This window comes from Stenotrophomonas beteli, from assembly GCF_001431665.1.
GTDB lineage: Bacteria > Pseudomonadota > Gammaproteobacteria > Xanthomonadales > Xanthomonadaceae > Stenotrophomonas > Stenotrophomonas beteli.
Window position 1 is genome coordinate 48,225 of the sequence record NZ_LLXV01000055.1, and the last position, 21,333, is coordinate 69,557.

The 21,333-nt window shown below is 67.9% G+C and carries 18 protein-coding genes; 11 read left to right on the plus strand and 7 right to left on the minus strand.

Annotation, left to right across the window (positions count from 1 at the left end; all coding sequences use genetic code 11):
* Positions 1 to 60: 60 nt before the first annotated feature.
* From ARC23_RS14215 to ARC23_RS14235, 5 genes are all read right to left on the minus strand, one after another.
* Positions 61 to 3,270: an efflux RND transporter permease subunit gene (locus ARC23_RS14215; RefSeq protein ID WP_057497797.1), complete on the minus strand. Its 3,210-nt coding sequence runs from the start codon at positions 3,268 to 3,270 to the stop codon at positions 61 to 63.
* Positions 3,271 to 3,280: 10 nt separating this feature from the next.
* Entirely contained in the window at positions 3,281 to 4,486 is a 1,206-nt protein-coding gene (locus ARC23_RS14220) for an efflux RND transporter periplasmic adaptor subunit (protein WP_057497798.1), read from the minus strand.
* Positions 4,483 to 5,736: a TolC family protein gene (locus tag ARC23_RS14225; protein WP_057497799.1), complete on the minus strand. Its 1,254-nt coding sequence runs from the start codon at positions 5,734 to 5,736 to the stop codon at positions 4,483 to 4,485. Before ARC23_RS14225 ends, ARC23_RS14220 begins: the two co-directional genes overlap by 4 nt.
* A 56-nt stretch (positions 5,737 to 5,792) precedes the next feature.
* Positions 5,793 to 6,125 (minus strand): hypothetical protein, encoded by a 333-nt coding sequence (locus ARC23_RS14230; RefSeq protein WP_057497800.1) that lies wholly within the window; start codon positions 6,123 to 6,125, stop codon positions 5,793 to 5,795.
* A 291-nt stretch (positions 6,126 to 6,416) separates the two neighbouring features.
* Entirely contained in the window at positions 6,417 to 6,806 is a 390-nt protein-coding gene (locus tag ARC23_RS14235) for a RidA family protein (protein ID WP_057497801.1), read from the minus strand.
* Between the two features lie 108 nt (positions 6,807 to 6,914).
* On the opposite strand from ARC23_RS14235, the gene ARC23_RS14240 reads away from it, so the two are divergent.
* Positions 6,915 to 7,808 carry a LysR family transcriptional regulator gene (locus tag ARC23_RS14240; protein ID WP_057497802.1) on the plus strand — a complete coding sequence of 298 codons (894 nt, stop codon included), beginning with the start codon at positions 6,915 to 6,917 and terminating at the stop codon, positions 7,806 to 7,808.
* Between the two features lie 146 nt (positions 7,809 to 7,954).
* Positions 7,955 to 8,464 (plus strand): DNA polymerase III subunit epsilon, encoded by a 510-nt coding sequence (gene dnaQ, locus ARC23_RS14245; protein ID WP_014648871.1) that lies wholly within the window; start codon positions 7,955 to 7,957, stop codon positions 8,462 to 8,464.
* 13 nt (positions 8,465 to 8,477) lie between these two features.
* Here the strand turns inward: dnaQ and ARC23_RS14250 are convergent, their stop codons facing one another.
* Positions 8,478 to 9,692, minus strand: coding sequence for a glycosyltransferase (locus tag ARC23_RS14250; RefSeq protein WP_057497803.1), 1,215 nt, complete (start codon positions 9,690 to 9,692; stop codon positions 8,478 to 8,480).
* A 278-nt stretch (positions 9,693 to 9,970) separates the two neighbouring features.
* Between ARC23_RS14250 and rpmB the strand changes: the two genes are divergently transcribed.
* The 8 genes from rpmB to ARC23_RS14290 all read left to right on the plus strand — a co-directional run bounded on the left by rpmB (position 9,971) and on the right by ARC23_RS14290 (position 17,713).
* A complete protein-coding gene (gene rpmB / locus ARC23_RS14255; RefSeq protein ID WP_005411638.1) occupies positions 9,971 to 10,207 on the plus strand; it encodes a 50S ribosomal protein L28 in 237 nt (78 codons plus the stop codon).
* Positions 10,208 to 10,217: 10 nt separating this feature from the next.
* Positions 10,218 to 10,385: a 50S ribosomal protein L33 gene (rpmG, locus tag ARC23_RS14260; RefSeq protein ID WP_169411268.1), complete on the plus strand. Its 168-nt coding sequence runs from the start codon at positions 10,218 to 10,220 to the stop codon at positions 10,383 to 10,385.
* Positions 10,386 to 10,836: 451 nt separating this feature from the next.
* Complete coding sequence (locus ARC23_RS14265) at positions 10,837 to 11,085, plus strand: hypothetical protein (protein WP_032960654.1); 249 nt, start codon at positions 10,837 to 10,839, stop codon at positions 11,083 to 11,085.
* Positions 11,086 to 11,210: 125 nt separating this feature from the next.
* Positions 11,211 to 12,629 (plus strand): cardiolipin synthase, encoded by a 1,419-nt coding sequence (gene cls, locus ARC23_RS14270; RefSeq protein WP_057497804.1) that lies wholly within the window; start codon positions 11,211 to 11,213, stop codon positions 12,627 to 12,629.
* A gap of 112 nt (positions 12,630 to 12,741) precedes the next feature.
* Positions 12,742 to 14,163, plus strand: a complete 1,422-nt coding sequence (locus tag ARC23_RS14275) for an FAD/NAD(P)-binding protein (protein ID WP_057497805.1) — start codon at positions 12,742 to 12,744, stop codon at positions 14,161 to 14,163.
* Between the two features lie 9 nt (positions 14,164 to 14,172).
* Positions 14,173 to 16,365 carry a DNA helicase II gene (uvrD, locus tag ARC23_RS14280; protein ID WP_057497806.1) on the plus strand — a complete coding sequence of 731 codons (2,193 nt, stop codon included), beginning with the start codon at positions 14,173 to 14,175 and terminating at the stop codon, positions 16,363 to 16,365.
* A gap of 124 nt (positions 16,366 to 16,489) precedes the next feature.
* Positions 16,490 to 17,044 (plus strand): hypothetical protein, encoded by a 555-nt coding sequence (locus tag ARC23_RS14285; protein ID WP_057497807.1) that lies wholly within the window; start codon positions 16,490 to 16,492, stop codon positions 17,042 to 17,044.
* Positions 17,045 to 17,266: 222 nt separating this feature from the next.
* Positions 17,267 to 17,713 carry a universal stress protein gene (locus ARC23_RS14290; protein ID WP_005420335.1) on the plus strand — a complete coding sequence of 149 codons (447 nt, stop codon included), beginning with the start codon at positions 17,267 to 17,269 and terminating at the stop codon, positions 17,711 to 17,713.
* Positions 17,714 to 17,885: 172 nt separating this feature from the next.
* Here ARC23_RS14290 and ARC23_RS14295 read toward each other — a convergent pair whose 3' ends face one another.
* Positions 17,886 to 18,170 carry a DUF2782 domain-containing protein gene (locus tag ARC23_RS14295; protein WP_014038952.1) on the minus strand — a complete coding sequence of 95 codons (285 nt, stop codon included), beginning with the start codon at positions 18,168 to 18,170 and terminating at the stop codon, positions 17,886 to 17,888.
* A 98-nt stretch (positions 18,171 to 18,268) separates the two neighbouring features.
* Between ARC23_RS14295 and polA the strand changes: the two genes are divergently transcribed.
* Positions 18,269 to 21,043: a DNA polymerase I gene (gene polA / locus ARC23_RS14300; RefSeq protein WP_057497808.1), complete on the plus strand. Its 2,775-nt coding sequence runs from the start codon at positions 18,269 to 18,271 to the stop codon at positions 21,041 to 21,043.
* Positions 21,044 to 21,333 lie beyond the last annotated feature (290 nt).

Below are 21,333 nucleotides of genomic sequence, written 5' to 3' on the forward strand. Positions count from 1 at the left end.
CCGACCCGGTCACGGGGTCGGATCCCTTTCCCGCGGAAAGGGCTCCGACCCCCTCTCAGCTCACCCCACCGCCCGCGGCTTGGCTACCCGCGCCGCAAAGGTCGGCAGCACCAGCAGGGTCAGCACGGTGGCGGTGATCAGGCCACCGATCACCACCGTCGCCAGCGGCTTCTGCACCTCCGCACCGGAACCGCTGGCAATCGCCATCGGAATGAAGCCGACGATCGCTACCAGCGCCGTGGTCAGCACCGCGCGGATGCGGCTGGAGGCACCATTGATCGCCGCCTGCAACGGCAGGTCACCGGCATCCAGGCGTTCGCGGATCGCCTGCATCAGCACCAGGCCGTTCAAGGTCGCCACGCCGGAGACGGCGATGAAGCCGACCGCCGCCGACACCGAGAACGGCATGCCCCGCAGCAGCAGCGCAAGGATGCCGCCGACCAGTGCCAACGGCACGCAGCTGAATACCAGAATGGCTTCCTTGCCGCTGCGCAGCGCCATGAACAGCAGGCTGCCGATCAGCAGGAACACAACGGGTACCACCGTCGCCAGCCGCTTCTCCGCGCGCTGCAGGTTCTCGAACTGACCGCCCCAGGTCAGGTAGGCACCCGGCGGCAGCGCCACGTCGGCCACCGCGGCCTGCGCTTCGCCGACGAAGCCGCCCAGGTCGCGACCGCGCACGTTGGCCTGCACCACCACGCGGCGGCTGCCATTGTTGCGGCTGATCTGGTTCGGCCCTTCGCTCACGGTGATGCGGGCCACCGACGACAGCGGAATCACCAGCCCCGACGGCGTGGCGATCGGCAGTGAGGCCAGCTGGTCCGGATCGTTGCGTGAGGCATCGTCCAGGCGCACCACCACGTCGAAGCGGCGGTCGCCTTCGAAGATCTTGCCCGCCGCGGTACCGCCAATACCAGTGGACAGTGCATCGCTCACGTCCGCCGCGGTCAGCCCGTACTGCGCCGCGGCCACGTGGTCGATCGCCACGTTGAGCGTGGGCAGGCCGGAGATCTGCTCCACCCGCACGTCGGCCGCGCCATCCACCGCACGCAGCTTCAGCGCCACCTGGTCGGCCACCTTCCGCAGCTGGCTGAAGTCATCGCCGAAGATCATTACGGCCAAGTCGGTACGCACGCCGGAAATCAGTTCGTTGAAGCGCAGCTCGATCGGCTGGCTGAACTCGAAGCTGTTGCCCAGCTGCTGCCCGGCCAGCTTTTCGAAGCGGGCCACCAGTGCGTCCTTGGCCAGCGTCGGATCGGGCCAGTCCTTGCGCGGTTTCAGCACGATCACGCTGTCGGAAATGTTGGTCGGCATCGGGTCGATCGCCGCCTCGGCGGTACCGGTGCGCGAGAAAACGGTTTCCACTTCCGGCTGCTTGGCGATCGCTTTTTCCAGTGCCAGCTGCATCGCCAGCGACTGCTCCAGCGAGGTCGACGGCACGCGCAGGGCCTGCATCGCCACGTTGCCTTCGTCCAGCGTCGGCATGAACTCGCGGCCCAGCAGCGAGAACGCGCCGATGCCCACCACCACCATCATCACCGCACCGGCCAGCACCGTGCGCGGATGTGCCACGGCCTTGCGCACCACCGGTTCGATGCGCGCACGCAGCACGCGGATCAGCCTGGTTTCGTGCTCGCCGTCGTGCGCATGTGCATCGCCGTCCTTCACCTTGGGCTCGCGGACCAGCAGCGCGGCCATCGCCGGCACGAAGGTGAAGGAGAACAGGAAGGCACCGACCAGGGCCAGCATGAACGTGGCCGCCATCGGGTGGAACGTCTTGCCCTCCACGCCCTCCAGCGTGAGGATCGGCGCGAACACCAGCAGGATGATCAGCTGTCCGAACGCCGCCGGTCGCGCCATCTTCATGGCTGAATCGGCGGCCACGCGCAGGCGCTCCATCGCGGTCAGCGCACGGCCCAGTTCGGCACGGCGCTGGCCCAGCATCAGCAGTGTCGACTCGACCACGATCACCGCACCGTCCACCAGGATGCCGAAGTCCAGCGCACCCAGGCTCATCAGGTTGCCGCTGATGCCGAAGCGGTTCATGCCGATCACTGCGAACAGGAACGACAGCGGAATCACCAGCGCGGTGATGGTGGCCGCACGCAGGTTGCCCAGCAGCAGGAACAGCACCACCACCACCAGCAGCGCGCCCTCGGTGAGGTTCCGGGCCACGGTCTTGATGGTGGAATTGACCAGCACGCTGCGGTCCAGCACCGGTGCCGCCACGATGTCGGCCGGCAGCGACGTGTTTACCTGTTCCAGGCGCGCGGCCGCTGCCTGGGCCACGGTGCGGCTGTTGCCACCGGCAATCATCAGCGCGGTGCCCAGCACGGCTTCATGGCCGTTGCGGCTGGCCGCACCCAGCCGCGGCGCGCGGCTCAGTTCCACCGTGGCCACATCGGCTACGCGTACCACCACGCCGTTGCGGGTCGCCACCGGGGCCTGTGCCAGGTCGTCGGTGGTCAGCGCCAGGCCGTCTGCACGTACCACCAGGCCCTCGCCGGCACGCTGTACGAAGCCGGCACCGGCCTGCACGTTGGAACGCTGCAGGGCAGTGACCAGGTCGGCCAGGCCGAGGCCATGCGCGGCCAGTTTGGCGCTGTCCGGATGCACGCCGTACTCCTTGACGTAGCCGCCAACCGTATCGACGCCGGCCAGCCCCGGGCTGGAACGCATCTGCGGCGCGATGATCCAGTCCTGCACGGTGCGCAGGTAGGTCGCACGTTCTTCGGGCGTACGCAGCAGGTTGCCTTCCGGCGTGCGGTAGACCTCGCCGGCCTGCCAGCCCGCTTCACCGGGCTTGGCCAGCTTGGCCGGGTCGAACGCGGTGAAGTCCACCGTCCACATCAGCACCTCGCCAAGCCCGGTGGTGACCGGCGACAGCATCGGCGATGCACCGTCGGGCAGGTCTTCGGACGCCTCGCGCATGCGCTCGGCCACCTGCTGGCGGGCGAAGTAGATGTCGGTGGCATCGGTGAAGATCGCGGTGACCTGCGAGAAGCCATTGCGCGACAGCGAACGCGTGGTGGTCAGGCCGGGAATGCCGGCCAGCGCGGTTTCCAGCGGATAGGTCACCTGCCGCTCGATCTGCTCCGGTGTCAGCGCCGGTGCCACCGTGTTGATCTGCACCTGGCGGTTGGTGATGTCCGGCACCGCGTCGATCGGCAGCTTGCCCAGCTGGAACAGGCCCACCGCGGCGATCAGCGCGGCCATGAACACCACCAGCCAGCGGTGGCGCACCGCTGTTTCAATGATCAGCTTGAACATGGTCGCCTCCTCAGTGGCCGTGCTCGGCTTCGCCCTTGGCCAGTTCGGCCTTGAGCAGGAAGGCATTGGCACCGACGATGCGCTCGCTGCCGGTCAAGCCACCGAGGATCTCGACGCGGTCACCGGCACGGCGCCCGGCCAACACCGGTTGCGCCTTGAAGCCACCTTCGACAGCGACGAATACCGCGCTGCTGCCATCGACGTTCTGCACCGCATCGGCCGGCACGCTGAGCGAGCCGTCCTGGCTTTCGGTGACGACCACGGCCGACACCGGCGAACCGGCCGGCGGCAGCGACGCATCCACCGGCGTGGCGCGGATCACCGCGACGCCGCCCTGCTGCCGCACATCGGCGGCCGAACCGGTGACGGTGGCGGTGAAGCTGCCACCCGGCACGCTCACTTCCAGCGTCATGCCGGGCGTGACCTGTGCCGCCAGCGCCGGCGGTGCGATGAACACCAGCTCGTTCATCGACGGGTCGGCGACGTCGGCCACCGCGCTGCCGGCGGCGACCACACCGCCCGGCGTGACCTGCACGTTGCCGACGATGCCGGCCACCGGACTGGTGATGCGCACGCGGCCACTGGCATCGGGCGCACCGTTGGCGGCGGCCTGGGCCTGCGCGGCAGCGGCCTGGGCCTGTGCCGCCAGCGAACGAGCACGCGAGGCTTCCATCTCCTGGCGGGCGACCACGCCCTGGTCGACCAGCGCCTTGTCGCGACCATAGGCCAGGCGCGCGGCCTCGGCTTCGGCGGATGCGGCCAGCGCATTGGCGCGGAACACCGCCGCTTCGCCACTGACCACGATGGCCAGCGCCTGGTTCTGCTTCACCGCGGTGCCCGGTGCGACCAGCACGCGTTCGACGCGGCCGGTCACGGTCGAGGCCACCGAGGCGCGTGCACCGACCGACGGTTCGACGCGGCCGGACAGGCGCGTGGAGCCACCGCCACCGCGACCGATCGCGACCACTTCGATACCGGACGCCTTGATCTGCTCAGGGGTCAGCTGCACGACACCCTCATCGGCATCGGCGGGCGCCTTTGCGGATTCGGCCCTGGCTTCCTTGCTGTCGGACGCGTGGCCATGGCCGTCGTCGGTGCCGGCCTTGGCCGCAGCCGGGTCTTCATTTGCAGGCGTCTGCGCATTGCCAGCGCAGCCGGCCAGCAGCACGGCCAGCAGCACGCCGCCGATCAGCGGGAAAGTACGGGAGAGAGTCATGGGGCCTCCACAAAGGGTACGCGCCCTTCTAGGCGGGCAAGATCGATTTCCGCAGCGACGCGCGACAGGCGCGCATCCACGGCGGTGCCGCGGGCGGTGATGAGGGCGCTGCGCGTGCTGCGCAGTTCCAGCTGCGAGATGCGTCCGGCGTCGAAGCCGATGCGGGCCAGGCGATACGCCTCTTCGGCGGCGATCACGCTTTCATCGGCGGCGCGGGTACGGCTGCCGGCGGCTTTCAGTCCTGCTACGGCGGAGAGGCGTGCCGCCTCGCTGTCGCGGCGCTGCTGGTCCAGGCGTGCTTCGGCCGCGCGCTGGTCGGCATTGGCCGCGCGGATGCCGCCGCGGTTGCGGTCGAACAGCGGGATGCTGAGGCTGACCCCGAGGTTGTAGGCACGCTCGCCGCCTTCGCGGAAGCGGGTCTGCGCGGCGGTGACACTGAGGTCGGGCAGGGCGCGCTTGCGCTCCACGTCGACCCGCTTGCCCGCCGCATCCGCTTCGGCTTCGGCGATGCGCACCGCCAGCGCGGTATCGGTGGCGCCGCGTGGTAACGGCGGCGCACGGTCGAGCAGGCTGTCGTCGATCGACTGCACCGGCGCATCCAGCAGCGCAGTGCCAGCCAGGCGTGCCAGCGCGGCATCGCGGAACGCCTGCGCTTCATCCAGCGCCGCGCTGGCGTTGGCCACCTCGCTCTGCGCCTGCACCGCGCGCAGCTGTGGTTCGCGGCCCTGCTTGACCAAGGCGTTGACCGCGTTGGCGTCATCACGGGTGAGGCTCAGTGCCTCTTCGGCCAGGGTGTAGCGGCGCAGTGCACTTTCCGCCTGTGCGTAGACCACCGCCAGCTGGCTGGCCACCTCGCTGCGGCTCTGCGCGCCACGCAGGTTGGCCGCCTGTGCCTCGGCGCGGGCGGCACGGACGCGCGCGCTACGCTGGCCCCAGACCTCCAGCGGCTGGGACAGGGTGAGCACGGTATCGGCCCTGCCCATGCCGCCATAGGAGCCGGTGCCCCAGGCGTTTTCGGCGGAGTAAGAGAGGGAAGGGTTGGGCAACGCACGGGCCTGGTCGGCGCGCGCGTCGGCGGCCTCGGCCAGCGCCGTGCCGACGCGGGTGCCGGGCAGCTGGTCCAGGCGTTCAAGCAGGGTGTCGTAGGAAGGGGCGGCTTGCGCCATCACCGATGCCGCCGGGGCCAGGCCCAGCAACACGGCGACGACCCGCCCGGCCGCACGCAGCGACCGAGGTGTCAGGATCGACATAGGGGGTTTCCGGTTGTAAGTGAAACGGGAGCCCGCAATCGCGGGACGCGCTCAACTCACGCCCGGGGGGGACGCGTCAATTCATCCTGGGCGACCGCATAGGTCGCCGCGTCGCCGGCATTCATCCAGCGCGCCGGCAGTGGCGCACCAAAGGCGGCGAGGGTGCTGGCCGGAAGGCTCAGATTGGAGTGGTGGCAGTGGTTGTGACCACACGCACCGACATGCTTGCCGTCGGTATCGCCATCGGCATCCGGTGCGGACTCCACATGCACCGTGCTGGCATGCGGTTCCACCGTGCAGGCCAGCGCGTCGGCCACCGGCACGACCACGAATGCCGCCATCAGCAGCATCAGCAGGGTCGAACGGAGGTGGCGGGTGATCCAGCGCATGGACGGGAGGCTAGCAAGCGGTTTTCGCCGGATACAATATCAATGGACGCTTCGGGAATTCGTCGGAATCTCCCGTTCAGCTGGGCCGGGCGCGGGGTCGGATCCCTTTCCTCCGGAAAGGGCTCTGACCCCACCACATCGTTCGGGAGCGCCGCGCACATGTGCTCTGGTAGGTGTCGACCTTGGTCGACAGGCCTTTGGGCTCACCGGGCTGCGCTTCTGTAGAGCCGAGCCGACGCTCGGCTGCTCTTGCGCGCTCAGCCGAGCGTGGGCTCGGCTCTACAGCGAAGGTTATGGCAGCCTCGCGATCACCTTGATCTCGAACTGGAAGCCATACAACCAGGTCACGCCGATACCGGTCAGGGTCGGGTGCGGTGCCTCGCCCCAGTACTCGGGCACGATCGCCCAGGCCTTTTCGAAGTTGGTTTCCGGATCGACCAGGAACACGATCACGTCGATCACGTCATCGAACGTGCAGCCGGCAGCAGCCAACACCGCATTGAGATTCTCGAAGGCGCGGCGCACCTGGGTTTCGAAGTCCGGTTCGGGTGAGCCGTCCTCGCGGCTGCCGACCTGGCCGGAGACGAACAGGAAACCGTTGGATCGGATCGCCGGCGAGTAGCGGTTGCGCTCGTACAGGGCCTGGCGGCCGGCGGGGAAAACGACATCGCGCTGTGACATGGGGAAGATCCCGTGGGAGAGAGCGCCATCCTCCGCGCCAGCGCTGTCTGGATAAACCGCGATGATCGGCCTAGATTGATTGTCAATTCCAAACAATCATGGCCCGCCATGGACCGTTTCGAGGCGATGCGGGCGTTTGCCCGCGTGGTGGAAACCGGCAGCTTCACCCGCGCCGCGCACACGCTGCAGATCAGCCGCACCACGGTCACCCAGCTGGTGCAGCAGCTGGAGGCACACCTGCGGCTGCGCCTGCTCAACCGCACCACGCGCCGGGTCAGCGTCACCGCCGACGGCGCGGCCTACTACCCGCGCATCGCCCGCCTGCTGGCCGAGCTGGAAGAGGTGGAGGGCGGGCTGGGTGACGCGGCCAGCCAACCGCGCGGCCGCCTGCGCGTGGATGTGCCCGGGCCGTACGCACGGCTGCGGCTGGTGCCGGCGCTGCCGGACTTCCAGGCGCGCTATCCGGACATCCAGCTGGACATCGGCGTCAGCGACCGCGAAGTCGATGTCATCGCCGACAACGTCGACTGTGTGATCCGGGGTGGCCCCCCGGCCGACCCGGCGCTGGTAGCGCGGCCGCTGGCGGCGCTGCCGATCGGCTTCCACGCCAGCCCCGGCTATGTGCAGCGTTTCGGCCTGCCGACCGATCCGCGCGCGCTGGAAGGCCCTGATCACCACATGGTCGGCTTCCTCAGCCCGCGCAGTGGCCGCGCACGCGTGTTCGTTGCACAGCGCGGCGATGAGCGCATCGAAGTGCAGGGCCGCTACACGGTCGGTTTCGACGACGGCAATGCCTATCTGGCCGCAGCGCTGGCGGGCCTGGGCGTGGTGGCGCTGCCCAGCTACATGGCCGAATCGCATGTAGCACGTGGCGAGCTGCTGCCGGTACTGGAGGACTGGCAGCTGCCGCCGATGCCGATGCACGTGATGTTCCCGCCGAACCGGCACATGAGCCAGCGGCTGCGGGTGTTCATCGATTGGGTGGTGGAAGCGCTGGGCTGATCGCGCGCGCGCATCTGTAGAGCCGAGCCCACGCTCGGCTGCTTCCGATATCACCAAGCCCGCGCTACGCGCGCCAGCCGAGCGTGGGCCTGGCTCTACCGGCATGCGAAAATCACCACAGCACGTAACAGGAAACAGCCTCACGCATGAGTCGCATCGTCGCACTGGATACCGAAACCACAGGCATCTCCCACCGCCTGGGGCATCGGGTGATCGAAATCGGTGCCGTCGAACTGATCGATGGCCAGCTCACCGGCCGCCAGTTCCACACCTACCTGCAGCCGCAGCGCAGGGTCGACTGGGGCGCACAGCGCGTGCACGGCATCAGCGACGCGATGCTGGTGGGCAAGCCACTGTTTTCCAGCAAGGCCGCCGAACTGCTGGACTTCCTGCGCGGCAGCGAGATGGTCGCGCACAACGCCACCTTCGATGTGGGCTTCCTGGACAACGAGCTGCGTCTGTCCGGTATTCCCGGCACGCTGGCCCAGCACTGCCGCATCACCTGCAGCCTGAAGCTTGCGCGGGGACGCTGGCCGGGCCAAGGCAACAAGCTGGATGATGTGCTGCAGCGCCTGCGCATTCCCAGCCAGCGCGGCCTGCACGGCGCGCTCAAGGATGCGCACCTGCTGGCGCAGGTGATTCCGCACCTGCGCTGAGGCCTGGCCGCGGTTACACCGGCCGCAACCAGCGCTCGATCATTGCCACGCCACAGGCCACCCCGTCCTCATGGCTCATCGCCGCGCCCAGGGCCGCCGCGCGTGCGCGTGTTGCGCCGGTTTCAACGAAAGTGATGGCTGCCGCCAGCGTTGCTGCATCCAGTCGCTTCGGTGACAACGGTGCCGGTGCCACGCCCAACCGATACAGGCGATCGGCCCAGAAGAACTGATCCGCGGCGAACGGCATCACCAGCGAGGGAATGCCGGCGCGGCAGGCCGAATGCGTGGTGCCGCTGCCACCATGGTGGATGGCGAGTGCGCAATGCGGGAACAGTGCTTCGTGTGGCGTCGGGCCGAGCACGAACACATCTGCTGGCAGCGCACCCGTCGGCAGCCCGGCCCAGCCTGGAAACAGCAGCACCCGGCGCGGTGCCAGCGCCTGCAGCAGGGCCGACAGTACGCGCTCGCGATCGAATCCGGTCATGCTGCCAAAGCCCAGATAGACCGGCGGCGGTCCGGCATCGAGGAAGGCCTGCAGATCCGCTGGCGGCGTCCAGGGCGCATCAGGAAGCCGCCATTGGCCACAGGCGATGTGGTCGGCCGGCCAGTCCGCCGGTGGCGGCAGCAGCTGCGGCGAGATGCCATAGAGCATCGGCAGGCCGGACCACAGCGCGCGACGCGGCGATTGCCCCAGTTGCTGGCGTGCCGCGTTGATCGGCCGGCGGAACTGGCGCCAGATCAGGCCGTTGACCCACCCGTAGCTGGCCCGGTTCAACCAGCCCGGCGAGCGTCCGGGCGGCAGGAACGGAGAGCGGAAGGCTCGCGTCGGGGTCAGCGGAATCATGCCGGTGCCGATGACCGGCAGACCCCGGCGCTCGCCCACGCTCATGCCGACGAAGGCCGCCAGGCCACCGGTCAGAATCGCATCGCAGCCTTCGGCAGCGGCATCGGCCTGGCGCATCCAGCCGCTGACATGCTGCAGCGCCATCCGTGCCAGACCGGAACTGGCGGCGGCAACACCGTTCCCACGCGACACCAGGGCGACCACTTCGCCATGGATGTCACCCTCAAGGGCCGCGTGGGGCACATCCAGGGCCTGCGCGCTGCCCAGGGTGCCGCCATCGGCCAGCAGTGTCACCGCGTGGCCTGCGCCGATCAGCCCATGGCAAAGCATGGCCAGCGGACGCGTATCGCCTTCAGTTCCGTAGGTCAGGGCCAGCAGCCGCATGGAAAGCTCCGCAGTGATCCGGGCCAGTATGCCGGTTGCCGGGTGCCCGGCCCTGCCGGTTCAGTCCCCGCCTGTGGGTAACTTGCGCAAGTGCTTGAACACGTGCATAATGCGCGGCTCGCTGTGTCCGGTTTTCTACCGGGCGGCGCCCCCGGGAGCACGTCCCCGGCCGCCCAACGCCAGCGTAACCCTTTGATTCTCTTGACGTGTGGTGGGCAACCATCGAGGCCGCCGTCGCCCGGGCTACGGGCTGACAACTACTACTATCGAGGTGCGCAATGTCCCGCGTATGCCAGGTTTCCGGCAAGCGAGTGCAGACGGGTAACAACGTCTCGCACGCCAACAACAAGACCCGTCGTCGTTTCCTGCCGAATCTGCACGAGCGCCGTTTCTGGGTGGCCAGCGAGAACCGCTGGGTCAAGCTTCGTGTTTCCGCGCATGCACTGCGCACCATCGACAAGAACGGCATCGATTCCGTTCTGGCTGAGCTGCGTGCGCGCGGCGAAAAGGTCTGAGGAGTAAAGCATCATGGCAGGCAAGCGCGATAAGGTCCGTATGATTTCCTCGGCCGGTACCGGCCACTTCTACACGACCGACAAGAACAAGAAGAACACCCCGGGGAAGATGGAATTCCTGAAGTACGATCCGGTCGTGCGCAAGCACGTCCTGTACAAGGAAGGCAAGATCAAGTAATCCGCAAGGATTGCTGGTCCCCGCGAAGAAACCCGCCCTTGTGGCGGGTTTTTTCATGCCTGGCATTTCCCTACTCCCTGCGCACACTGTCGCCAATGACGCCCTGCGCGGAATGATGGGCCGAATGCGATAAGTGATTGTTCCTACCGGTTCCGGCTCTTCGCGCGCTCCAAATCAATTGGAATCACAGGCGTGGCCGCGCCCATGATGGCGAGCCGCTGCGGTTGCAGCGGTCGGGCTTGCAATCCCGTGAAGTCAATCAATCAGTAGACTCGCCCGCCGTCGCCGGAGATCCCTCCGGCGACGGTTGGTGACCTATCCGCCTCTATGGCGGACGGTGCGAGGGGGCCTTGCGCCCGCCGGTTCGTTTGCTGATTGATTGCTTCCCGGTATTGCAACCACGCATCGTCCGCCACCTTCACCGGTGGCCAGATCCGTTGAAGGAGGTTGCATGAACACCCCATCACACCGGCAGGACCTGGAACTGGGCTGGCTGCGCCTGCAGCGCATGCTGCAAGGCATCGAGGGCATGGCGCTGCTGCTGTGCGACCACCATCTGGCACTGGCCAACGGCGCGCCGTCGCCGCTGCCGGAGGCGCAGCTGGAGCGGGCCGCACAGGCCATTGCCTGCATGGCGCTCAACGGCCGCCGCCATGCCGACGCGGTGCGGCAGCTGTGCGAGGTGCCGGTGCGGCATTGATCCATCCTGTAGAGCCGAGCCCACGCTCGGCTGCTCTGCCGCCGGACCGAAAGGCAGTCGAGCGCGGCTCGACTCTACAAGGGCCGGTGGGCAGAATGGCCCATCACCTCCCGACGGGCGACACGATGCTGTTCGAGTGGTTGCTGGGTTCGTACCTGCTGCTGATCGACTGGCTGATCCGGCTGGTCGCGCTGTGCTGGATTCCCACCCGCACCACGCCGGGGGCGGCGCGCAGCTGGCTGCTGCTGGTCGGCTTCGTGCCGCTGCTGGGCCTGCCGCTGTACCTGCTGTTCGGCCACCCGTGGCTGTCGCGCGAGCGCATCCGCCGCCAGGCCGAGGCCTCGCAGGTGATCCGTGAGGAGCAGGCGCTGCAGCATCGCCTGCGCTGGACCCCACAGCCCGACACCGCCAGCGCCGAGATCGTGCCGCTGGTGCAGCGCCAGGGCGATTTCATGCCGGTGCACGGCAACGCGGTCGAACTGCTGACCGACTACGACGAATCGCTGCAGGCGCTGATCGCCGACATCGACCAGGCCGAAGACCGCGTGCACCTGCTGTACTACCTGATGTTCGACGACGCGGTGGGCGAGGCGATCGTCGAGGCCCTGCAGCGTGCGGCTGCGCGTGGCGTGCAGTGCCGCGTGCTGCTCGACGCAGTAGGCGCCAAGCGCGGCCTGCGCGCCTATCGCAAGCGCCTGGAAGCGCGCGACATCGAGGTGCGCGCGATGCTGCCCGGTGGCCTGCGCTGGCGCCGCAGCGGCCGCATGGACCTGCGCAACCATCGCAAGATCGCGGTGATCGACAACGAAGTGGCCTATGTCGGTTCGCAGAACCTGGCCGGCCCGCAGTTCGTGCCCGGCCACCCGAACCGCGAGCTGGTGGCGCGCGTGCGTGGCCCGGCGGTGGCGCATCTGGAAGCGGTGTTCGCCAGCGACTGGTACATGGAAACCGGCCAGCGCCTGGACGTGATCGCCGATGTGCCCGAGTGCAGCGACGACATCGCCACCCAGCTGCTGCCCAGCGGCCCGGCTTATCCGTACAGCAACGCACGCGACGCGGTGGCGGCGCTGATCCATCTGGCGCGACGACGGCTGGTGATGGTCACCCCGTACTTCGTGCCCGACGAAGCCACGCTCAGCGCCTTGCGCATTGCGGCGTTGTCCGGCGTGCAGGTGCAGCTGATCCTCTCGGCCAGCAACAACCAGCGGCTGACCTCGTGGGCGCAGGAGGCCTACTACGACGAGCTGCTGCGTTGTGGCGTGCGGATCGCGCTGTATGAACCGCAGTTCCTGCACGCCAAGCACATGAGCGTGGACGAGGACATCGCCGTGCTGGGCTCGATCAACATGGATATCCGCTCGTTCGCGCTGAATGCCGAAATCGGCCTGATCTGCTACGACCGTGCGCTGGTGCAGCAGCTGTGCGCGATCGAGGATGGCTACCTGCGCGAGTCGCGGCAGCTGGACCTGCAGCAGTGGCGCAGCCGTCCCACGTGGCGGCGCAGCCGCGAAGGCATCGCACGGCTGGCCGATGCGTTGATGTGAAACGGCGGGGTAGAGTCGACTGTCAGTCGACTGCTCTTGCGATAAAAAATCCCGCGCTGCGCGCGATAGTCGACTAACAGTCGACTCTACCCCGTCATTCCCGTCATCGCCGATGGCCTACAATCGGCGCATGACTGATTCACCGCGTAATGGCGAACTGGACCTGGCAATCATCGGTGGTGGTGCGGCCGGGGTGCTGGTGGCGATCCAGGTGTTGCGCCAGGCCCAGGCGCCGCTGGCGCTGGCCATTTTCGAACCGGCCTCGCAGCTGGCCCAGGGCATCGCCTATGCCACGCCGTGGCCGGAGCACCTGCTGAACGTGCCGGCGGCGAAGATGAGTGCGTTTGCCGACCAGCCCGGCGATTTCCTCGACTACCTGATGGCCGCCAATGCCTACCCGGGCGAGGCGCGCGAGGTGCTGGGCGAGCGCTACGTGTGCCGCCACTACTTTGCAGCGTACCTGCAGCAGCGCCTGCAGGAGGCCGCCGCGGCCAGCCCGGCGCAGCTGCAGGTGATCGCGCAGCCGGTGCTGGGCCTGCAGCCGGATGACCACGGCTACCAGCTGACACTCGGCGATGGCCAGACGCTGCACGCCGCACAGGCCGTGCTGGCCACCGGCAACAGCATGCGGCCGCTGCCGGTAGCCGGTGCCGAGGCGCTGCCTGCCGATGACGTGATCGAGGCCTGGGACTACGACGGCGTACGCACCCTGGCCGGTGAGCAGGCCGTGGCCATCGTCGGCTCCGGCCTGAGCATGGCCGACACCGTGCTGGCGCTGGTTGCGGCCGGCCACACCGGCCCGCTGCATGTGATCTCGCGCCACGGCCTGCTGCCGCTGCCGCATGCGCATGGCGGCCTGCCCACGTTCGACCCGGCCACGCTGCTGCCGATGAGCCTGCGCCAGCGCCTGCGCGCATTGCGCGGGTTCGCGCGCCAGGCGCAGGCCGACGGCCTGCCGTGGCAGGGTGTGATGGACCGCATCCGTCCGCACGGGCAGGCGCTGTGGTGCAGCCTCGACGCGGCCGACCAGCGCCGCTTCCTGCGCCATGTGGTGCGCTACTGGGATGTGCATCGCCACCGCATCGCCGAAGAGGTCGACGCACAGCTGCAGGCGCTGATCGAAAGCGGCCAACTGCGTATTCACCGGTCGCGCCTGCAACGCATCGGCCGCGAAGGCGATGCCCTGCGGCTCTCTGGCCACGATGCCACCGGCAATGAACAGCAGTGGACGATTGGCGGGGTGATCAACGCCACCGGCGTGGAAACCCGTGCCAGCGCGCTGCGCAATCCGTTGCTGCAGCAGTTGCAGGCCGATGGCCTGGCCCGCCCCGGCCCGCATGGGCTGGGCCTGGACAGCACGGTGCCGGGCGACCGCCTGCGCACCGAGGGAGGCCAGCCGCAGGCACGGCTGGGCGTACTCGGCAGCCTGCGCATCGGCAGCCTGTGGGAAAGCCTGGCGGTGCCTGAACTGCGTCAGCAAGCGCAGGCGCTGGCCACCCAGGTGGTCGCAGGAGCCGCGACGGTGATGCCGTAAAATGGGGGCATGGATGTCTCCCACCTGCTTGATGGCCTGAACCCGGCCCAGCGCGAAGCCGTCTCCGCTCCCCCCGGCCACCACCTGGTGCTGGCCGGTGCCGGTTCCGGCAAGACCCGCGTACTCACCCACCGCATCGCCTGGCTGCATGAAGTCGACGGCGTGCCGACCCACGGCATTTTCGCGGTGACCTTCACCAACAAGGCGGCCGGCGAAATGCGCCACCGCATCGATGCCCAGCTGCCCCATGGCAGCCGTGGCATGTGGATCGGTACCTTCCACGGCCTGGCCAACCGCCTGCTGCGCCTGCACTGGCAGGATGCGAAGCTGCCCGAAGGCTTCCAGGTGATGGATTCGGACGACCAGCTGCGGCTGGTCAAGCGCGTGGTGCAGGCGCTGGAACTGGACGACGGCAAGTACCCGCCCAAGCAGATCGCGTGGTGGATCAACGAACAGAAGGACGAAGGCCGCCGCCCGCAGCACATCCAGCCCGAACCGCACGACGCGTGGCTGGAAACCATGCGCCAGGCCTACATCGAATACCAGGCGCGCTGCGACCGCGCCGGCCTGGTCGACTTCGCCGAGCTGCTGCTGCGCGCGCATGAACTGCTCCGCGACAACCCGGCGCTGCTGGCGCACTACCGCGCCCGCTTCCGCGAGATCCTGGTGGACGAGTTCCAGGACACCAACGCCATCCAGTACGCCTTCGTGCGCGTGCTGGCCGGTGATTCCGGCCACGTGTTCGTGGTCGGCGACGATGACCAGGCCATCTATGGCTGGCGTGGTGCCAAGGTCGAGAACGTGCAGGGCTTCCTGCGCGATTTCCCCGGCGCGCAGACCATCCGCCTGGAGCAGAACTACCGCTCCACCGCCAACATCCTCGGCGCCGCCAATGCGGTGATCGCGCACAACCCGGACCGCATCGGCAAGCAGCTGTGGACCGACAGTGGCGACGGTGAACCGATCGACCTGTACGCGGCGTACAACGAGATGGACGAGGCGCGCTACATCGTCGAGCGTGCCCGCCAGTGGGTGCGCGATGGTGGCAGCTACACCGAAGTGGCCGTGCTCTACCGCAGCAACGCGCAGTCGCGCGCGCTGGAAGAAGCGCTGCTGAGCGAGCAGGTGCCCTACCGCGTGTATGGCGGCATGCGCTTCTTCGAGCGTGCCGAAATCAAGGACGCGCTGGCCTACCTGCGCCTGCTGTCCAACCGCAACGATGACGCCGCCTTCGAGCGAGCGGTCAACACGCCCACCCGGGGCATCGGCGACCGCACGCTGGACGAAGTGCGCCGCGAGGCACGCGCGCAGGGCATCTCGTTGTGGGAAGCGACCATGCTGGTCACCCAGGGCAGTGCGCTGGCCGCACGTGCGCGCAATGCACTGGCCGGCTTCCTGGGGCTGGTCAACGAGCTGCAGGCGCAGACCGTGCACATGACCCTGGCCGAGCGCGTGGACCACGTGCTGGCCCGCTCGCAGCTGCGCGAGCACTGGAGCAAGGAAAGCCGCAATTCGCTGGATTCGGAATCGCGCACCGACAACCTCGACGAACTGGTCTCGGTCGCCTCGCGCTTCGTGCGCCGGGCCGACGACATTGAGGAAGTGGGCGAGGACATGGACGAGCTGGTCGCGTTCCTGGCCTATGCCGCGCTGGAGGCCGGTGAAGGCCAGGCGCAGGCCGGCGAGGACGGCGTGCAGCTGATGACCCTGCATTCGGCCAAGGGCCTGGAATTCCCGCTGGTGTTCCTGGCGGGCATGGAAGACGGCCTGTTCCCCAGCGCACGTTCGCTGGAAGAAAGCGGGCGGCTGGAGGAAGAGCGCCGCCTGGCCTACGTCGGCATCACCCGCGCGCGCCAGAAGCTGGTGCTGAGCTACGCCGAATCGCGCCGCATCCATGGGCAGGACAACTACAGCCTGCCGTCGCGCTTCCTGCGCGAGATCCCGCGCGAGCTGCTGCACGAAGTGCGCCCGAAGGTGCAGGTCTCGCGGCCGGCCTCGATGGGTGCCAGCCGGGTGATGGGCCATGCCTCGATCGAGGCGCCGCCAGTCAAGCTCGGCGCGCTGGTTACCCATCCCAAGTTCGGCGAAGGCATGGTGACCGACTACGAAGGCAGCGGCGCCCACGCCCGCGTGCAGGTCGAGTTTGCTGATGCCGGCAGCAAGTGGCTGGTGATGGCGTACGCCAACCTGACGGTGATCTGATCACCATCGAGGGATCGGGAATTGCTGTAGAGCCGAGCCCACGCTCGGCTGCTGTTGGCGGGGAAATCAGCCGAGCACAGGCTCGGCTCTACAATAGCGGTCACATCCACCAGGAACGCCCCCGATGACCGAACCGACCCTGCACGTTACCGTGACGTTGAACGCCAAGCTGCAGCCCGCGCATCGTCATGAACTGTTCGAGGATCCGCTCGACGCGTTGATGCAGGCCGCCGGGATCGGCGAGATCGTCGGCGGTGGCACCGCGACCTCCGACGAGGGCGAGGTCCTGTACGGCGACATCGAGGTTGCACTGGTGGACGCCGCCGGCGTGCCCAAGCTGATCGACCTGCTGGAGCAGCTGGGTGCGCCGAAGGGCTCGCAGCTGCAGGGCGCGGGCGAGGCTGATCGCCACTTCGGCGTGACCGAGGGCCTGGGCATCTACCTGGATGGCCTGAACCTGCCGGATGAAGTCTACGAGCAGTGCGATTCCAACCACGTGTTCGAGCAGCTGTCCGAGCGCATCGAAGGCCTGGGCGAGATCTGCAGCTGGTGGCAGGGCCCGAGCGAGACCGCGCTGTACATGTACGGCGAATCGTTCGAGGCGATGCGTGATGCGATTGCCGGATTCGTAGCCAGCTACCCGCTGTGCCAGAACGCACGCGTGGTGCAGATCGCCTGAGCGACATTGTTGTAGGGCCGAGCCCATGCTCGGCTCATGCATCCGAAGCCGAGCATGGGCTCGGCTCTACAGAAGAGGGCGGGCGGAGCCTGTCCCCGGTAACACGTGACGATGCGCACGGGCCAATGCGCGGCGCCGGATTGATCCTGCTCAAGGCGCGGCCTGCACATCCGGTGTGCAATGGTGTTGTTCCCATCTGGCAGACCGCCACGGAGCCCCACCATGTACAAGCGCATCCTGATTGCCACCGACGGGTCCGAGCTGGCCGACAAGGGCCTGGCCAAGGGCCTGGAACTGGCCAAGGACCTCAATGCCGAGGTCGATATCGTGACCGTGTCCGAGCCGTGGGCCGTCGGCATGTACGACGCCATGGGCTGGAGCGTGGGCTACATGAACAGCCCGGAATACAAGGCTGACCGCGAGGAGGGCGCGCAGAAGGTGTTGCAGCCGGCGCTGGCCAAGGCCGCCGAGCAGGGCATCACCGCCAACCCGGTGCACGTGCTCGACCGCTACGCGGCCGACGGCATCATCGAGACGGCGGCCGAGCGCAACAGCGACCTGATCGTGATGACCTCGCATGGCCGCCGTGGCGTGACCCGTGTACTGCTGGGCAGCCAGACCGCCGAGGTACTGGCGCGCAGCACGCTGCCGGTGCTGGTCATCCGCTGATCCATACCCGCTGATTCAAGCGTTCCCCGGGGAGGGGGCCCGACGCCGGTGCGCAGGATGCGCGCCGGCGTTGTTTTTTGTGGGGGGATTGCGGGCCGTGCCGATGGCTTTGAGGGGGTCAGAGCCCTTTCCTGTGGAAAGGGATCCGACCCCGGTCACGTCCCCGGTCACATCACCAGCTGTACAGCTTCCAGTACACCGGCGAGACGCCGTCCTTGTCGTTGTCCATGCGGCCGTCGCCGTTCTTGTCATACATGTAGAACGGGGCACCGCGCGACGGGGTCACCTTGACCATGCGCAGCTGGCCGGACACCCGGTATTCCTCGATGGTGTCACCGTTGTCCATGGTGCGCTTGGATACATCCGCGCCCTTGACGTCCACCGGGGGAGCGCCCGCGCCACCCATGCTGGCGCAGCCAGCGAGCAGGAGCAGGGAAGCCAGCATCAGGGTCTTCATCGGCGGGGGCCTTTGCCTGGAAAGAACCCTGATTATGCCCCATCGCGGTGTACGGGCCGTGTCGCCGCGGTGCAGGCACGGGCGCGTAGAATCGGCGCATGAGCAGATTAGTCCTGATCGACGGGTCCAGTTACCTGTACCGCGCGTTCCACGCGCTGCCGCCCCTGTCCAATGCACAGGGTGAACCCACCGGCGCGCTGTTCGGCGTGGTCAACATGCTGCGTTCGACGCTGAAGGAGCGCCCGGCCTACGTCGCGTTCGTGGTCGACGCACCGGGCAAGACCTTCCGTGACGACCTGTACGACCAGTACAAGGCCAACCGCCCGCCGATGCCCGATGAGCTGCGCAGCCAGGTCGAGCCGATGTGCCGCATCGTCGAGGCGCTGGGCATCAGCATCCTGCGCATTCCCGGCGTGGAAGCCGACGATGTGATCGGCACGCTGGCCCTGCAGGGCGTGGCGCAGGACCTGAAGGTGACCATTTCCACCGGCGACAAGGACTTCGCCCAGCTGGTGCGCCCGGGCATCGAGCTGGTCAACACCATGACCGGCAGCCGCATGGATTCGGACGCGGCGGTGATGGAGAAGTTCGGCGTGCGCGCCGACCAGATCATCGACCTGCTGGCGCTGATGGGCGACGCGGTCGACAACGTGCCGGGCGTGGAGAAGTGCGGCCCGAAGACCGCCGCCAAGTGGCTGGCCGAGTACCAGCACCTTGACGGCGTGATGGCGGCCGCGCCGGCCATGAAGGGCAAGATCGGCGAGAACCTGCGTGCCGCCCTGGAGCGGCTGCCGCTGAACCGCGAGCTGGTGACCATCCGTACCGACGTGGAACTGGACGCCAGCCCGACCACGCTGGCCCTGCGCGAGCAGGATGTGCCGGAGCTGACCGAGCTGTATACGCGCTATGGCTTCACCCAGGCGCTGAAGGAGCTGGGCGCGCCGGTGCCGGCACCGGTGGCCGCCAGCGAGGCGACCCCGAGCCTGCGTGGCACTGCGGCCGGCTTCGCGCGTGGCAGCATCGAGGCGCCCGCCGCCGGCACGCTGGATCCGGCACTGTCCGCGCCGGGTGAATACGAGACCGTGCTGACCGCCGAGCAGCTGCAGGCCTGGGTCGAACGCCTGCAGCAGGCCGACCTGATCAGCTTCGATACCGAGACCGATGCACTGGACGCGATGCGCGCGCGCCTGGTGGGCATCAGCCTGGCCGTCGAGCCGGGCAGGGCGGCGTACATTCCGGTCGGCCACGATTACCCGGGTGCACCGGCCCAGCTGCCGATGCAGCAGGTGCTGGACGCACTGCGCCCGGTGTTGCAGGACCCGGCGAAGAAGAAGCTGGGCCAGCATGGCAAGTACGACCTGCACGTGCTGCGCCGCCACGGCGTGGCGGTGCAGGGTTACCACGACGACACCATGCTCGAGAGCTTCGTGCTCAACTCCACCGCCACCCGCCACGACATGGATTCGCTGGCCCTGCGTTACCTGGGCTACAGCACCATCAAGTTCGAGGACGTGGCCGGCAAGGGCGCCAAGCAGATCCCGTTCTCGCAGGTGGGCATCGACGAAGCCAGCCGCTACGCCGCCGAAGACGCCGACGTCACCCTGCGCCTGCACCATGCCTTGCAGCCGCAGCTGCTGGCCGAGCCGGCGCTGGACAGTGTGTACCGCACCATCGAGATGCCGCTGGTGCCGGTGCTGGCCAGCATTGAAGCCAATGGCGTTCGGATCGACACCGACGAACTGCGCCGGCAGAGCCAGGACCTGTCCTCGCGCATGCTGGCCGCGCAGCAGAAGGCCACCGGGCTGGCCGGGCGCAGCTTCAACCTGGATTCGCCCAAGCAGCTGCAGGCGGTGCTGTTCGACGAGCTGAAGCTGCCGGCGGTGGTGAAGACCCCGAAGGGCCAGCCCAGCACCAATGAAGAGGCGCTGGAGGCGATTGCCGACCAGCATGAGCTGCCGCGGGTGATCCTGGACTACCGTGGGTTGGCCAAGCTGCGCAGCACCTACACCGACAAGCTGCCGGAGATGGTCAACCCGGATACCGGCCGGGTGCATACCAGCTACCACCAGTCCGGTGCCGCCACCGGCCGCCTGTCCTCGTCGGACCCGAACCTGCAGAACATCCCGATCCGCACCGAGGACGGCCGCCGCATCCGCCGCGCGTTCATCGCCCCGGAAGGCTTCCAGCTGCTGGCCGCCGACTATTCGCAGATCGAACTGCGGATCATGGCCCACCTGTCCGAGGATCCGGGCCTGGTGCGCGCCTTCGAGCAGGGCGCCGACGTGCACCGTGCCACCGCCGCCGAGGTGTTCGGGCGCACGCTGGAGGAGGTGACCCCGAACGAGCGTCGTGCCGCCAAGGCCATCAACTTCGGCCTGATGTACGGCATGAGCGCCTTCGGCCTGGCCCGCAACCTGGGCATCGACCGGGGCCAGGCACAGGACTACGTGGCGCTGTATTTCAGCCGCTACCCCGGCGTGCGCGACTTCATGGAACGCATGCGCCAGCAGGCCCGCGACCAGGGCTACGTGGAGACCCTGTTCGGCCGCCGCCTGTACCTGAACGACATTCATGCGCGCAACCAGGGCCTGCGCGCCGGTGCCGAGCGTGCCGCGATCAACGCGCCGATGCAGGGCACTGCCGCCGACATCATCAAGCGGGCGATGGTGGACGTGGATCAGTGGCTGCGCGACAGCGGTGCACCGGCACGGATGATCCTGCAGGTGCACGACGAACTGGTCTTCGAAACCGAAAGCAGTTTCGTCGACGACTTGCGTTTGCAGGTGGTGGAACGTATGTCGCAAGCGGCCCAATTGCGGGTGCCGCTGGTGGTCGATACCGGCGTTGGCAACAACTGGGACGAAGCGCACTGACGGAGTTTCAGGCCGAAAACGACGTGAATTGGTTCAGATGTCAGGTGTTTCTGACTCGTCCATGAATGTGTCCCTGATTGACGTTCATTAAATTGGGCCCCTTCACGAACCGTTAGTGTTCGGAGTGCTTCTATAACTCCCGACAGGCGCAACGCCTGTTGTGGATCTCTCCCATCCCCTGGAGCAGATCTCGGAACGGGGACTCCTCCCCAAGTGCCCGTTCCCCGGCCCCGTTGACCTCCCCCTGGTCAGCGGGGCTTTTTATTTGCGCCGCCGGAACCTCGGATGGG

Bases quoted from the DNA above. Each gene is read 5' to 3' on its own strand.
- ARC23_RS14240 (WP_057497802.1), top strand. From the start codon at position 6,915: ATGGACCGTTTCGAGGCGATGCGGGCGTTTGCCCGCGTGGTGGAAACC.
- uvrD (WP_057497806.1), top strand. From the start codon at position 14,173: ATGGATGTCTCCCACCTGCTTGATGGCCTGAACCCGGCCCAGCGCGAA.
- ARC23_RS14220 (WP_057497798.1), bottom strand. From the start codon at position 4,486: ATGACTCTCTCCCGTACTTTCCCGCTGATCGGCGGCGTGCTGCTGGCC.
- ARC23_RS14265 (WP_032960654.1), top strand. From the start codon at position 10,837: ATGAACACCCCATCACACCGGCAGGACCTGGAACTGGGCTGGCTGCGC.
- ARC23_RS14275 (WP_057497805.1), top strand. From the start codon at position 12,742: ATGGCCTACAATCGGCGCATGACTGATTCACCGCGTAATGGCGAACTG.
- dnaQ (WP_014648871.1), top strand. From the start codon at position 7,955: ATGAGTCGCATCGTCGCACTGGATACCGAAACCACAGGCATCTCCCAC.
- ARC23_RS14285 (WP_057497807.1), top strand. From the start codon at position 16,490: ATGACCGAACCGACCCTGCACGTTACCGTGACGTTGAACGCCAAGCTG.
- ARC23_RS14250 (WP_057497803.1), bottom strand. From the start codon at position 9,692: ATGCGGCTGCTGGCCCTGACCTACGGAACTGAAGGCGATACGCGTCCG.
- polA (WP_057497808.1), top strand. From the start codon at position 18,269: ATGAGCAGATTAGTCCTGATCGACGGGTCCAGTTACCTGTACCGCGCG.
- rpmB (WP_005411638.1), top strand. From the start codon at position 9,971: ATGTCCCGCGTATGCCAGGTTTCCGGCAAGCGAGTGCAGACGGGTAAC.
- ARC23_RS14295 (WP_014038952.1), bottom strand. From the start codon at position 18,170: ATGAAGACCCTGATGCTGGCTTCCCTGCTCCTGCTCGCTGGCTGCGCC.
- ARC23_RS14235 (WP_057497801.1), bottom strand. From the start codon at position 6,806: ATGTCACAGCGCGATGTCGTTTTCCCCGCCGGCCGCCAGGCCCTGTAC.
- cls (WP_057497804.1), top strand. From the start codon at position 11,211: ATGCTGTTCGAGTGGTTGCTGGGTTCGTACCTGCTGCTGATCGACTGG.
- ARC23_RS14225 (WP_057497799.1), bottom strand. From the start codon at position 5,736: ATGTCGATCCTGACACCTCGGTCGCTGCGTGCGGCCGGGCGGGTCGTC.
- ARC23_RS14230 (WP_057497800.1), bottom strand. From the start codon at position 6,125: ATGCGCTGGATCACCCGCCACCTCCGTTCGACCCTGCTGATGCTGCTG.
- ARC23_RS14290 (WP_005420335.1), top strand. From the start codon at position 17,267: ATGTACAAGCGCATCCTGATTGCCACCGACGGGTCCGAGCTGGCCGAC.
- ARC23_RS14215 (WP_057497797.1), bottom strand. From the start codon at position 3,270: ATGTTCAAGCTGATCATTGAAACAGCGGTGCGCCACCGCTGGCTGGTG.